Below are 12,659 nucleotides of genomic sequence, written 5' to 3'. Positions count from 1 at the left end.
CTCCTTAATTGGCAATTTAGTGATGCTAGCTAGTCGAATCCGGTTTGCGCTGCAATGGTGAACTGCGGGGTGCTGCCTGATTCTGTGATTCTGTGTTGCTTGATACGAGATGAGCTGGCGGTTGCCCGCCGGCTCAGTTCTTCTGGGGTGCCGCAGCGACGGTGGCGGCCGGTGCTGCCGATGCAGCAGCGGCGGCCTTGATCTGCTCGGCGTTCTTGCATTCATTGGCCAGTTGCTGGCCCTTCTTGGAGTCCAGCAGCAGACCCTTGGCCGGGATGCCGATCCAGACCAGGCCCATCTTGCGGTTCTCGAAGCGGTTGGCGCCGGTGGTGGTCTCCACGCGGGTCAGGCGGTGGATGCGTTTGTCCCAGCGGATGGCGATGTGCTTGTCGTCGGCTTCATTCTTCCAGATGGTCAGCTTGTGACCCATTTCGCACTGGAAGTCGGCCGACAGGGTGCCGCCCAGTTCGGGTTCGCTGTCGTCGTCCTCGGCGTCCGAGGAGAAGGGCATCTTGGCGGCCGGCGCGGCGGCGGCAGCTGCAGCCTTCTTGGCCGGCGCCTTCTTGACTACCTTTTTCTTGGCAGCCGGTTTGGTATCGGTTTCAGCATGCGCCGCAGTGATGCCGGCGGTGGCGAACAGGGCGCCCAGGAGGGCGATCAGGGTCAGGTGCTTTTTCATAGGCGTCGGTCGTAACGGTCTTTACGGCTGGGTTGATGGGGTGTCGCCACAGGCGAACCACACTGAAGTTTCCGGTGGCAGCGTCACGCCGGTGGCGTGGGCGCGTTGCAGGATACTCCAGTAATAACGGTAACTGGCGCGGTCGTGCAGGTTGCCCAGGTGCTGGATCGGTCCCCATTGCACCGCCTGCGCCTTGAGCAAGATCTGTGCCGCCAGGTCGGCTTCTTCGGTGGCCGGGGACATGGCCTGCACGATGGGACGGATCTGGTCCGGATGGATGCTCCACATCCGGGTATAGCCAAATTCCTGTGCCGCGCGGCGCGCATCGTCGGCCACGGCGGCGGGATTCTTGATGTCGGTGCTCACGTTGTGCGACGGCACCTTGCCGTGCGCATGGCAGGCGGCGGAAATTTCAAGCTTGGCGCGGCGCACCAGCGGATGGTCGAACTGTCCGGGGGAGCGCATGGCGCTGCCGGGGATGGCGCCGTAATGGGCCGAGACGAAATCCATTACCCCGAACGACAGCGAATGCACCTGGGGCAGGGCGGCGATCTTCCAGGCATCGGCCAGCGCACCATGGGTCTCGATGAGCACCTGCACCGGCAGGTCGCTGCGACCGGCGGCGCGGGCTGCACGGTGGATGCTTTCCAGCGCGCGCAGTACGTCATCGATGCCTTCCGGCTTGGGCAGCATCACATAGGCCAGCTCGCGCGCAGCGGCGCCGCAGAGGATGGCTACATCCTGTTCGAAGTGCGCATGGCCCACATCATGCAGGCGCGCACCGATACGGCGGTGGACATTGTCAGGGCCAGTGATGAGGGCGGCGACCAGCTCGGCGTGCGCGGTTTCATTGCCAGCGGCAGCGCCATCTTCGCAGTCGAAGGTGATGTCGAACAAGGGACCGAGTTCCTGTTGCAGGGCCATCGACTTGCGCATCAGCTTTTCGGAGCCGGCGTAGTGATCGCATACCGGAAGCGAAACCGGCTGCTGGGCACCTGGGAACAAGACCTGGGAAGGATGCATTGCTGCGAATGGGACTGGGGTAGGGGTTGTCGTATTGTTCGATGTCGGGAAAGCCGGCGCGGCAGCAGGAGCCTGCCGCCGCGCCGTGGTCAATCAGCCGACCAGATGCTTGACGCCTTCGCGCTCTTCCAGCAGTTCCTTGAGCGTGATGTTGATGCGCTCTTGCGAGAACTCATCGATCTCCAGACCCTGGACGATCTTGTACTCGCCGTTTTCGGTGGTCACCGGGAAGCCGAACATGGTGCCTTCGGGGATGCCGTAGGAACCGTCGGAGGGGATGCCCATGGTGGTCCACTTGCCGTTGGTGCCCAGCACCCAGTCACGCACGTGGTCGATGGCCGCGTTGGCTGCCGAAGCGGCCGAGGACAGGCCACGGGCTTCGATGATGGCCGCGCCGCGCTTGCCCACGGTGGGCAGGAACACGTTCTTGTTCCATTCCTGGTCGTTGATGGTGTCCTTGACCGAGGCGCCATCAGCGGTGGCGAAACGGTAGTCGGCGTACATGGTGGGCGAGTGGTTGCCCCAGACGCACAGCTTTTCGATGGCCGAGACCGGCTTGCCGATCTTGGCAGCCACTTGCGACAGGGCGCGGTTGTGGTCCAGACGCAGCATGGCGGTGAAGTTCTTGGCCGGCAGGTTGGGGGCCGACTTCATGGCGATGTAGGCGTTGGTGTTGGCCGGGTTGCCGACCACCAGCACCTTGACGTTGCGCGAGGCCACGGCGTCCAGCGCCTTGCCCTGCACGGTGAAGATCTGGGCGTTGGCTTCCAGCAGGTCCTTGCGCTCCATGCCGGGGCCGCGCGGACGGGCGCCCACCAGCAGGGCGATGTCGGCGTCCTTGAAGGCGGTCATCGGATCGCTGTGGGCGGTCACGCCAGCCAGCAGCGGGAAGGCGCAGTCATCGATTTCCATGATGACGCCCTTCAACGCCTTCTGTGCCTTCTCATCGGGGATTTCCAGCAGTTGCAGGATGACCGGCTGGTCTTTGCCCAGCAGATCGCCGTTGGCGATGCGGAACAGCAGGGAGTAACCGATCTGACCGGCGGCGCCAGTGACGGCAACACGCATGGGGGCTTTAGCCATGTTGAATCTCCAAAAGAGGTGATGAAAAAAAGCATTCAGACTGCATTGAAGCGTACGTTGCGGTCACGTCGCGCAAGGCGCGGCAGGGCCGTGTAGCGGTTGCTTCAGGGGTGCGCATGACAAATGCGCGGTTTTCCTCGAATTCTTGTTAGGCCGCCATGATACCGTCGAAAACGCAGCGAGTCAGTTGCTTTCGGGTCGGGTCCTGCCGACAAATCAAAAACCTGTCAAACTTGGATTCTGCATGCATGAAAACGCCGGATCGGAGAGGGCTCGATGAGAGTGATTCTCGTTATCGTCTGCCGGTCTGTCATCCGCTTGCTGCCTGCGTGGGCGGTCTTCAGCTTGCTCGCGAGTGTAGGCTTGGGAAAGTCGGCTGTCAATCAATATCTTATGTCTTATATAAGACATCTTATTGCCTAGTTTTTGCTGGACGCCGGAAGGAGTTTTGTGGTGAAATTCGAGGTTATGAGCTCGATCCTGCCCAATTCCAACAACGCTGACGCGCAAGCCGCGGGGGCGGGTATTGCCAGTCCGGCACCCACCTTCAGTCCGTTGTACCAGCAGATCAAGGCGCTCATCATGCAGCGCCTGGAGGCGGGCGAGTGGAAGCCCGGTGAGCTCATTCCCAGCGAAGTCGAGCTAGGCGGTCGTTTCAAGGTCAGTCAGGGCACGGTGCGCAAGGCCATCGACGAACTGGCGGCCGAAAACCTGGTGGTGCGCCGCCAGGGCAAGGGCACCTTCGTAGCCACCCATCACGAGACCCAGGCGCAGTTCCGCTTCCTGCGGTTGATGGCCGACAGCGACGAGCCGCAGCGTCCCGAAAACAAGATCATCGAAGTCAAGCGCGTACGCGCCTCGGCCGAAGTGGCCCGTCAGCTCGACATGAAGTCGGGCGACTCGGTCATTTTCATCCGCCGGGTAAAATCGTTCAATGGCGTTCCCATCATCCTGGAAGACATCTGGCTGCCTGGCGCCATCTTCAAGGGCTTGACGGCCGAGCGTCTGGTGGAATACCGCGGCCCGCTGTATGGGCTGTTCGAGTCTGAGTTCGGCACGCGCATGATCCGTGCCGAAGAGCGCATCCGTGCCGTCGGGGCGGATCCGGATGCGGCAGGGTTTCTGGGCGTAACGCCCCAAACGCCGTTGCTGAGTGTGGAGCGGGCTTCATATACCTACGGCGACAAGCCGGTGGAAATGCGGCGCGGGCTGTACCTGACGACGAATCATCATTACCAGAGCGAGTTGAGCTGAGCGGCCGGAGAGCTTCTTCCCGGAGTGCCGGCAGGCAGGGCCTGCACGGCGCAGGGGAGCGGCTTCAAAGCCGGGTCAAGACCCGGCGAGCATGCTGCGAAGCGCAATAAATGTTGATGGTGATTTAGAAAATCGGCGAAAATTGCATGATTGTTTTAATCTGAGGAGAACCTTGTATGTCTGAAGCCGCTAAACCACAACGGCCGCAATTTCGTAACATACACCTAACCCAAATTGCCGGTTACCGCATGCCTCTGGCTGCCATCGTCTCGATCATGCACCGCATCAGCGGTCTGTTCCTGTTCCTGATGCTGCCTTTCATCCTCTATCTGCTGGACAGCAGTCTGCTCTCCGAAGGTACCTTCAGCTACCTCAAGGGCTTCGTTTCAGGCTGGTTCGTCAAGCTGGTCATCCTGGCCCTGTCCTGGGCTTACCTCCATCACTTCTGCGCCGGCATCCGCCACCTGATCATGGACAACCACATCGGTCTGGACAAGGACAGCGCGCGCAAGTCCTCGGCAACTGTCCTGGTGATCAGCATCGCGCTGATGGTCCTGGTCGCATTGAAACTGTTCGGAGCATTCTGAAAATGGCTGATAACAACATCGGACCCAAGCGCCTGGTCGTGGGCGCCCACTATGGCCTGCGTGACTGGATGGCGCAGCGCGCCACCGCCGTCGTGATGGCTATCTACACCGTGATCCTGCTGGTGTGCTTCTTTACCGCGACCAATTTCAGCTACGAGGGCTGGGCGGCGCTGTTTGCGCGTCAATGGTTCAAGGTGGCCACCTTTGCCGTGTTCATGGCGCTGTTCTTCCACGCCTGGATCGGCGTGCGTGATGCGCTGATGGACTACGTCAAGCTCGTTGGCCTGCGTCTGGTCCTGCAAGTTGCCACTATCGTGTGGCTGATCGCTTGCGCTGGCTATGCCGCGCAGATTCTGTGGAGAAACTAATCGTGGCTGCAATCAAATCCGCCATCACTACCCGCCGCTTTGACGCGGTCATCGTCGGCGCCGGTGGCTCCGGCATGCGCGCCTCGCTGCAACTGGCCGAAGCCGGCCTGAACGTCGCTGTCCTGTCCAAGGTCTTCCCGACCCGCTCGCACACCGTGGCTGCCCAAGGCGGCATCGGCGCTTCGCTGGGCAACATGTCCGAAGACAACTGGTACTGGCACATGTTCGACACCGTCAAGGGTTCGGATTACCTGGGCGACCAGGACGCCATCGAATTCATGTGCCGTGAAGCACCGAAGGCCGTCTACGAGCTGGAACACTTCGGCATGCCCTTCGACCGCAACCCCGACGGCACCATCTACCAGCGTCCGTTCGGCGGTCACACCGCCAACCTGGGCGAAAAGCCGGTGCAACGCGCCTGTGCCGCCGCTGACCGTACCGGTCACGCGCTGCTGCACACCCTGTACCAGCGCAACGTGCGCGCCAAGACCCACTTCTTCGTGGAGTGGATGGCGCTGGACCTGATCCGCAACGAAGAGGGCGACGTCCTCGGCGTGGTCGCGCTGGAAATGGAAACCGGCGAAATCATGATGCTGCACGCCAAGACCACCCTGTTCGCCACTGGCGGTGCAGGCCGTATCTGGGCTGCATCCACCAATGCCTTCATCAACACCGGCGACGGCATGGGCATGGCCGCACGTGCCGGCCTGCCGCTGCAGGACATGGAGTTCTGGCAGTTCCACCCGACCGGCGTGGCCGGCGCGGGCGTGCTGATCACCGAAGGCGTGCGCGGCGAAGGCGGCATCCTGATCAACAGCAATGGCGAACGCTTCATGGAGCGCTATGCGCCGACCCTGAAGGACCTGGCTCCGCGTGACTTCGTTTCGCGTTCGATGGACCAGGAAATCAAGGAAGGTCGCGGCGTCGGTCCCCACAAGGATCACGTGCTGCTGGATCTGCGCCACATCGGCGCCGACACCATCAAGAAGCGCCTGCCCTCGATCCTGGAAATCGCCCACAAGTTCGCCAACGTCGATGCGACCAAGGAGCCGATCCCGGTCGTGCCGACCATCCACTACCAGATGGGTGGCATCCCCACCAACATCCACGGCCAGGTGGTCGCGCCCAAGGGCGGTTCCATGAAGGAAGTGGTGCAGGGCATGTACGCCATCGGCGAATGCGCCTGCGTCTCGGTGCACGGCGCCAACCGCCTGGGCACCAATTCGCTGCTGGATTTGGTGGTGTTCGGTCGTGCCGCTGGCAACCACATCGTCGGCAGCCGTTTGCAGGACCAGAGCCACAAGCCGATCCCGGCTGGCGCCCTGGACCGCTCGCTGGAACGCATCGCGCACCTGGAAAGCAGCACCGGTTCCGAGCGCGTGCAGGACGTGGCCAACGACATCCGCGCCACCATGCAGAAGTACTGCGGCGTGTTCCGTACCGACGCCCTGCTGCAGGAAGGCTACACCAAGATCATGGAGCTGGACGAGCGCCGCAAGCACGTCTCCTTCAAGGACAAGTCCAAGGTCTTCAACACCGCCCGCGTGGAAGCGCTGGAGCTGGACAACCTGATCGAAACCGCCAAGGCCACCATCACTTCGGCCGCTGCCCGCAAGGAATCGCGTGGCGCGCACGCGCACAGCGACTACGAGCAGCGCGATGACGTGAACTGGCTCAAGCACACGCTGTGGTTCTCCGAGGGGAATCGTCTCGACTACAAGCCGGTCAACATGCAGCCGCTGACCGTTGAGACTTTCAAACCTAAAGCACGTACTTTCTAAGAGGTCGCAACATGACTCGCACCCTGAAATTCAAGATCTATCGTTACGATCCGGACAAGGACGACAAGCCGTACATGCAAGACCTGACGGTGGAACTGAAGCCCACCGACAAGATGCTGCTGGACGCCCTGCAGCGCATCAAGTCCGACGTCGACGATTCGCTGGCGCTGCGCCGCTCCTGCCGCGAAGGCGTGTGCGGTTCCGACGCCATGAACATCAACGGCAAGAACGGCCTGGCTTGCATCACCAACCTGAACGAGCTGACCGAACCCATCGTTCTGAAGCCGCTGCCCGGCCTGCCGGTGATCCGCGACCTGATCGTGGACATGACCAACTTCTTCAAGCAGTACGACTCGATCAAGCCCTACCTGATCAACGACAGCATCCCGCCCGAGAAGGAGCGCCTGCAGTCGCCCGAGCAGCGTGAAGAACTGGACGGCGTCTATGAGTGCATCCTGTGCGCCTGCTGCTCGACGTCCTGCCCGTCGTTTTGGTGGAATCCGGACAAGTTCGTCGGCCCGGCTGGCCTGCTGCAAGCCTACCGCTTCATCGCCGACAGCCGCGACGAAGCCACCGGCGCGCGTCTGGACAACCTGGAAGACCCGTATCGCCTGTTCCGTTGCCGTTCCATCATGAACTGCGTCGATGTCTGCCCCAAGGGTCTGAATCCCAACAAGGCCATCGGCAAGATCAAGGAACTGATGGTTCGCCGTTCGGTATAAGTCTTATCGGCTTGTACGCCAGCCAGGTCCGCCACGCTGGCGGACCTCAGCGGGGAGCAGGGCAGTCGAAGGGCTCCCCGCAGCCGGTCCGGTCTGTGCCGGTCCGGTTGATGTGAAAGAGAAGACACAAGAAATGAGCGAGTTCATGACTGCTGAACGTCACCAGGATGATCCGGCCAAACGCGCAAGACTGCGCTGGCGTGCGCGCCGCGGGCTGCTGGAGAACGACCTGATCCTGACGCGCTATCTCGACGCCCATGAGGCGCAGATGAGCGACGACGAGGTTGATGCATTCTCGCGCCTGATGGACCTGACCGACAATGACCTGATGGACTTGCTGCTGGCCCGCAAGGAGCCCGAGGCGGCAGTTGATCTGCCCCAGGTGCATGCGTTGCTGAAGAAACTGCGTACTGCCTGATTGTTGCCTGATTGTTGCGCCTGGCCACAAGCCAGACCGATTTGCCCGATCGCGGCCTGTTCCATCTCGCCACCCGGCGCATCCGAACCATGATGCCGCCCGGCTTGCGGTCGCGGCGTTTGATTAACGGTTTCACCATCCCAGCCAAAGGAAAAGCTATGTCCAACACCGATATCAAAGCTACCCTGTCGTTCTCCGACGGGTCTCCGTCCGTAGATTTTCCTGTCTACAAGGGCAGCATCGGCCCTGATGTGATCGATATCCGCAAGCTCTACGGCGCCACCGGCAAGTTCACTTACGACCCGGGCTTCATGTCGACGGCTTCCTGCAACTCCTCCATCACCTATATCGATGGCGACAAGGGCGAGCTGCTGTACCGTGGCTATCCGATCGAACAGCTGGCGGTGAACTGCGACTTCCTGGAATCCTGCTACCTGTTGCTGCATGGTGAGCTGCCCAACGCCAAGCAGAAGGAAGAATTCGTCCAGACCGTGACCCAGCACACCATGGTCCACGAGCAGATGAACTTCTTCTTCCGTGGCTTCCGTCGCGATGCGCACCCGATGGCCGTGCTGACTGGCTCGGTGGGCGCGCTGTCGGCCTTCTACCACGACTCGCTGGACATCTCCAACGCCAACCACCGTGAAGTGTCGGCCATCCGCATGATCGCCAAGCTGCCGACCCTGGTGGCCATGGCCTACAAGTACAGCATTGGCCAGCCGTTCGTGTATCCACGCAACGACCTGTCCTACACCGCCAACTTCATGCGCATGATGTTCGCCAATCCGTGCGAAGAATATCAAGTCAATGAAGTCCTGGTGCGCGCGCTGGACCGTATCCTGATCCTGCACGCCGACCACGAGCAGAACGCCTCGACCTCGACCGTGCGTCTGGCCGGCTCCTCCGGCGCCAACCCGTTCGCATGTATCGCCGCCGGTATCGCCTGCCTGTGGGGCCCCGCTCACGGCGGCGCCAACGAAGCCGCACTGAACATGCTGGAACAGATCGGTTCCGTGGACAAGATCCCCGAGTTCATCAAGCAAGTGAAGGACAAGAACTCCGGCGTGAAGCTGATGGGCTTCGGTCACCGCGTCTACAAGAACTACGATCCGCGCGCCAAGCTGATGCGCGAAACCTGCTACGAAGTCCTGAACGAACTGGGCCTGCACGACGACCCGCTGTTCAAGCTGGCCATGGAGCTGGAAAAGATCGCGCTGGAAGACGACTACTTCGTCTCCCGCAAGCTGTACCCGAACGTCGACTTCTACTCGGGCATCGTGCAGCGCGCCCTGGGCATCCCGACCTCGATGTTCACCTGCATCTTCGCCATGGCCCGTACCATCGGCTGGATCGCCCAGTGGAACGAAATGATCTCGGATCCGGAACAGAAGATCGGCCGTCCCCGTCAGCTCTTCGTTGGCTCGCCGCGTCGCGACGTGCCGCCGATGGACAAGCGCTGATCGGTCGCCGCCGTTGTCGGTCAGACTTGTCTGGCCGACAACGACGGGTTCGTGCGGAGCGATCCGTTCCCAGTCTCCGGGAGTCGATGGAGGAGGGCGGAAAGGTCGTGCGGCAAGGCTTTGCGGCTGGGCGTTGGTGATAGGAAACGCCCGCCGCATCTGGTTTCAAATAAAAAAGCGAATCCCTGTGGATTCGCTTTTTTATTTGATATTAGGAGATATAATTCCGAAGCGCTGACTGGATGACGTACAGAAGTTCAGGTAGACAAGGTCCTTCCCCCACAACTTGATGCAATCCGCTAACCGGTCAGGCCGTGTCGCGGAAGGTGTAGAAACCCGCTAATCTCGCGAAGCGCGAAGAAAGGTGAGCAAATGACAAAGCTCTACGAGCAATACAACATCAACTCCTACCTGTTCGGTGGGAATGCTCCGTACATCGAAGAACTGTACGAAGCCTACCTGAATAATCCCGGCTCCGTCCCCGACAACTGGCGTGCTTACTTCGACGCCGTGCAACACGTTCCCGCTACCGACGGCTCCACCCGTCCCGATGTGGCCCACGCTCCGGTGATCGCTTCTTTCGCCGAACGCGCCAAGCAAGGCCCGATCCGCACCGTCATCGCTTCCGCCGACTCCGACATGGGCCGCAAGCGCGTCGCTGTCACCCAGCTGATCGCCGGCTACCGTGACCTCGGTTCCCGTTTCGCCAACCTGGACCCGCTGCAACGCCAGGAACGCCCCAACATCCCCGAACTCGATCCCTCCTTCTACGGCTTCACCGATGCCGACATGGACATCGTGTTCAACATCAACAACACCTACTTCGGCCCGGAAACCGCATCCCTGCGCGACCTGCTGCAGATGCTGCGCGACACCTACACGCGCTCCATCGGCGCCGAGTTCACCTACATCTCCGACATGTCGGAAGTGCGCTGGCTGGAAGAGCGTCTCGAGCCGACCCGTGCCGTGCCCAGCTTCTCCTCCGAGAAGAAGAAGCACATCCTGGAACGCCTGACCGCCGCCGAAGGCCTGGAACGGTACCTCCACACCAAGTACGTCGGCCAGAAGCGCTTCTCGCTGGAAGGCGGCGAGTCCTTCATCGCCTCCCTGGATGAAACCATCCAGCGCGCCGGTGAAAAGGGCGTGCAGGAAATCGTGATCGGCATGGCCCACCGTGGCCGTCTGAACGTGCTGGTCAACATCCTGGGCAAGACCCCGCAGGAACTGTTCTCCGAATTCGAAGGCCGTCACGCCGACGACCTGCCGGCCGGTGACGTCAAGTACCACCAGGGCTTCTCCTCGGACGTGTCGACCCCTGGCGGCCCGGTCCACCTGTCGCTGGCCTTCAACCCGTCCCACCTGGAAATCGTCAACCCGGTGGTCGAGGGTTCGGTCAAGGCGCGTATGGATCGCCGTGGCGACAAGGATGGTTCGCAAGTGCTGCCGATCCTGGTGCATGGCGACGCCGCCTTCGCTGGCCAAGGCGTGGTGATGGAAACCCTGAACCTGGCACAGACCCGTGGCTACGGCACGGGCGGCACCGTTCACATCGTCATCAACAACCAGATCGGCTTCACCACCTCCGATCCGCGCGACTCCCGTTCGACCCTGTACTGCTCGGACGTGGTCAAGATGATCGAAGCCCCGGTGCTGCACGTCAACGGCGATGATCCGGAAGCCGTCGTGTTCGCCACCCAGATCGCTGTCGACTACCGCATGAAGTTCAAGAAGGACATCGTGGTCGACATCATCTGCTTCCGCAAGCTGGGCCACAACGAGCAGGATACCCCTGCTCTGACCCAGCCGCTGATGTACAAGAAGATCGCCCAGCACCCCGGTACCCGCAAGCTGTACGCCGACAAGCTGGTGACCCAGCAGACCATTCCCGCCGATGGCGGCGAAGAGCTGGTCAAGGCTTACCGCGCCGCCATGGACGCCGGCAAGCACGCCATTGATCCGGTACTGACCAACTTCAAGAGCAAGTACGCCGTCGACTGGCTGCCGTTCCTGAACCGCAAGTGGACCGATGCGGCTGAAACCGCCGTCCCGCTGGCTGAACTGAAGCGCCTGGCCACCAAGATCACCACCGTGCCCGAAGGCTTCAAGGTGCACTCGCTGGTCGAGAAGGTCTTGAACGACCGCGCTGCCATGGGCCGTGGCGAAATGAACCTGGACTGGGGCATGGGTGAACACCTGGCCTACGCCAGCCTGGTGTCCTCCGGCTATGCCGTGCGCCTGACCGGTCAGGATGCCGGTCGTGGCACCTTCACCCACCGTCACGCCGTGCTGCACGACCAGAACCGCGAGCGTTGGGATGCAGGTACCTTCATCCCGCTGCAGAACGTGGCTGAAAACCAGTCCACCTTCACCGTGATCGACTCGGTGCTGTCCGAAGAAGCCGTGCTGGCCTTCGAATACGGCTACTCGACCGCTGAACCGAACACCCTGACCATCTGGGAAGCCCAGTTCGGCGACTTCGCCAACGGTGCCCAGGTCGTCATGGACCAGTTCATCAGCTCCGGCGAGGTGAAGTGGGGCCGTGCCTCGGGCCTGGTGCAGATGCTGCCCCACGGCTACGAAGGCCAGGGTCCGGAACACTCCTCGGCACGTATCGAGCGTTACCTCCAGCTGTGCGCCGACAACAACATGCAGGTCGTGCAGCCCACCACCGCTGCGCAGATCTTCCACCTGCTGCGTCGCCAGATGATCCGCCTGTTCCGCAAGCCGCTGATCATCATGACGCCGAAGTCGCTGCTGCGTAACAAGGATGCCGGCTCGCCCCTGTCCGACCTGGCCAAGGGTTCGTTCCAGACCGTGATTCCGGAAGTCGATGAAACCATCGACGCCAAGAAGGTCAAGCGCATCGTCGCCTGCTCGGGCAAGGTGTACTACGACCTGGTCAACGCCCGCAAGGAACGTGGCCAGACCGATACCGCCATCATCCGCGTCGAGCAGCTGTATCCGTTCCCGCACAAGGCCTTCGCGGCCGCGTTGAAGCAGTTCCCCAACTTCAATGAACTGGTGTGGGCACAGGACGAGCCGCAGAACCAGGGCGCATGGCTGCAGATCCAGCACAACATCTTCGAGAATCTCTCCGAAGGTCAGAAGCTGGCCTATGCAGGCCGCCCGGCCAGCGCCTCGCCGGCCGTCGGTTACTACGACAAGCACTACGCACAGCAAAAGGCGCTGATCGAAACCGCCTTCGCCAAGCTCAAGGGCTTTGTGCTGACCAAGTAATCATCGATGCAAACGGGACGCGCTGCGAGGGCAGGGCGTCCCTGTTT

11 protein-coding genes are annotated in these 12,659 nt (G+C 61.6%); 8 read left to right on the top strand and 3 right to left on the bottom strand.

Going from position 1 to position 12,659, the window contains the following annotated elements:
• Window positions 1-133: 133 nt before the first annotated feature.
• The 3 genes from BGK68_RS22100 to BGK68_RS22090 all read right to left on the bottom strand — a co-directional run bounded on the left by BGK68_RS22100 (window position 134) and on the right by BGK68_RS22090 (window position 2,785).
• Window positions 134-679, bottom strand: a complete 546-nt coding sequence (locus BGK68_RS22100; RefSeq protein ID WP_075258834.1) for a hypothetical protein — start codon at window positions 677-679, stop codon at window positions 134-136.
• Between the two features lie 21 nt (window positions 680-700).
• Window positions 701-1,702, bottom strand: coding sequence for an HpcH/HpaI aldolase/citrate lyase family protein (locus BGK68_RS22095; RefSeq protein ID WP_075258833.1), 1,002 nt, complete (start codon window positions 1,700-1,702; stop codon window positions 701-703).
• A 93-nt stretch (window positions 1,703-1,795) separates the two neighbouring features.
• Window positions 1,796-2,785 carry a malate dehydrogenase gene (locus BGK68_RS22090; protein WP_034350453.1) on the bottom strand — a complete coding sequence of 330 codons (990 nt, stop codon included), beginning with the start codon at window positions 2,783-2,785 and terminating at the stop codon, window positions 1,796-1,798.
• Window positions 2,786-3,253: 468 nt separating this feature from the next.
• On the opposite strand from BGK68_RS22090, the gene BGK68_RS22085 reads away from it, so the two are divergent.
• The 8 genes from BGK68_RS22085 (at window position 3,254) to BGK68_RS22050 (ending at window position 12,612) form a co-directional block, all read left to right on the top strand.
• Window positions 3,254-4,039, top strand: coding sequence for a GntR family transcriptional regulator (locus BGK68_RS22085; RefSeq protein WP_075258832.1), 786 nt, complete (start codon window positions 3,254-3,256; stop codon window positions 4,037-4,039).
• A 176-nt stretch (window positions 4,040-4,215) separates the two neighbouring features.
• A complete protein-coding gene (sdhC, locus tag BGK68_RS22080; RefSeq protein WP_075258831.1) occupies window positions 4,216-4,626 on the top strand; it encodes a succinate dehydrogenase, cytochrome b556 subunit in 411 nt (136 codons plus the stop codon).
• Window positions 4,627-4,628: 2 nt separating this feature from the next.
• Window positions 4,629-4,994, top strand: coding sequence for a succinate dehydrogenase, hydrophobic membrane anchor protein (sdhD, locus tag BGK68_RS22075; RefSeq protein WP_075258830.1), 366 nt, complete (start codon window positions 4,629-4,631; stop codon window positions 4,992-4,994).
• Window positions 4,995-4,996: 2 nt separating this feature from the next.
• Window positions 4,997-6,775 (top strand): succinate dehydrogenase flavoprotein subunit, encoded by a 1,779-nt coding sequence (gene sdhA, locus BGK68_RS22070; RefSeq protein ID WP_008329930.1) that lies wholly within the window; start codon window positions 4,997-4,999, stop codon window positions 6,773-6,775.
• Between the two features lie 11 nt (window positions 6,776-6,786).
• Window positions 6,787-7,497: a succinate dehydrogenase iron-sulfur subunit gene (locus BGK68_RS22065; protein ID WP_006463281.1), complete on the top strand. Its 711-nt coding sequence runs from the start codon at window positions 6,787-6,789 to the stop codon at window positions 7,495-7,497.
• 133 nt (window positions 7,498-7,630) lie between these two features.
• Window positions 7,631-7,915, top strand: coding sequence for an FAD assembly factor SdhE (locus tag BGK68_RS22060; RefSeq protein WP_013234931.1), 285 nt, complete (start codon window positions 7,631-7,633; stop codon window positions 7,913-7,915).
• Window positions 7,916-8,073: 158 nt separating this feature from the next.
• Window positions 8,074-9,375 (top strand): citrate synthase, encoded by a 1,302-nt coding sequence (gene gltA, locus BGK68_RS22055; protein WP_075258829.1) that lies wholly within the window; start codon window positions 8,074-8,076, stop codon window positions 9,373-9,375.
• A 372-nt stretch (window positions 9,376-9,747) separates the two neighbouring features.
• Window positions 9,748-12,612 (top strand): 2-oxoglutarate dehydrogenase E1 component, encoded by a 2,865-nt coding sequence (locus BGK68_RS22050; RefSeq protein ID WP_075258828.1) that lies wholly within the window; start codon window positions 9,748-9,750, stop codon window positions 12,610-12,612.
• Window positions 12,613-12,659 lie beyond the last annotated feature (47 nt).

Origin of the sequence: Herbaspirillum camelliae, assembly GCF_001929405.1 — a bacterium.
GTDB lineage: Bacteria > Pseudomonadota > Gammaproteobacteria > Burkholderiales > Burkholderiaceae_D > Herbaspirillum > Herbaspirillum seropedicae.
This window is presented reverse-complemented; position numbering and strand designations above follow the sequence as displayed.

What these genes read in the sequence shown, in the direction of transcription:
- BGK68_RS22085 (WP_075258832.1), top strand. Translation starts at nt 3,254, where the DNA reads ATGAGCTCGATCCTGCCCAATTCCAACAACGCTGACGCGCAAGCCGCG.
- sdhC (WP_075258831.1), top strand. Translation starts at nt 4,216, where the DNA reads ATGTCTGAAGCCGCTAAACCACAACGGCCGCAATTTCGTAACATACAC.
- gltA (WP_075258829.1), top strand. Translation starts at nt 8,074, where the DNA reads ATGTCCAACACCGATATCAAAGCTACCCTGTCGTTCTCCGACGGGTCT.
- BGK68_RS22065 (WP_006463281.1), top strand. Translation starts at nt 6,787, where the DNA reads ATGACTCGCACCCTGAAATTCAAGATCTATCGTTACGATCCGGACAAG.
- BGK68_RS22050 (WP_075258828.1), top strand. Translation starts at nt 9,748, where the DNA reads ATGACAAAGCTCTACGAGCAATACAACATCAACTCCTACCTGTTCGGT.
- BGK68_RS22060 (WP_013234931.1), top strand. Translation starts at nt 7,631, where the DNA reads ATGAGCGAGTTCATGACTGCTGAACGTCACCAGGATGATCCGGCCAAA.
- BGK68_RS22090 (WP_034350453.1), bottom strand. Translation starts at nt 2,785, where the DNA reads ATGGCTAAAGCCCCCATGCGTGTTGCCGTCACTGGCGCCGCCGGTCAG.
- sdhD (WP_075258830.1), top strand. Translation starts at nt 4,629, where the DNA reads ATGGCTGATAACAACATCGGACCCAAGCGCCTGGTCGTGGGCGCCCAC.
- BGK68_RS22095 (WP_075258833.1), bottom strand. Translation starts at nt 1,702, where the DNA reads ATGCATCCTTCCCAGGTCTTGTTCCCAGGTGCCCAGCAGCCGGTTTCG.
- BGK68_RS22100 (WP_075258834.1), bottom strand. Translation starts at nt 679, where the DNA reads ATGAAAAAGCACCTGACCCTGATCGCCCTCCTGGGCGCCCTGTTCGCC.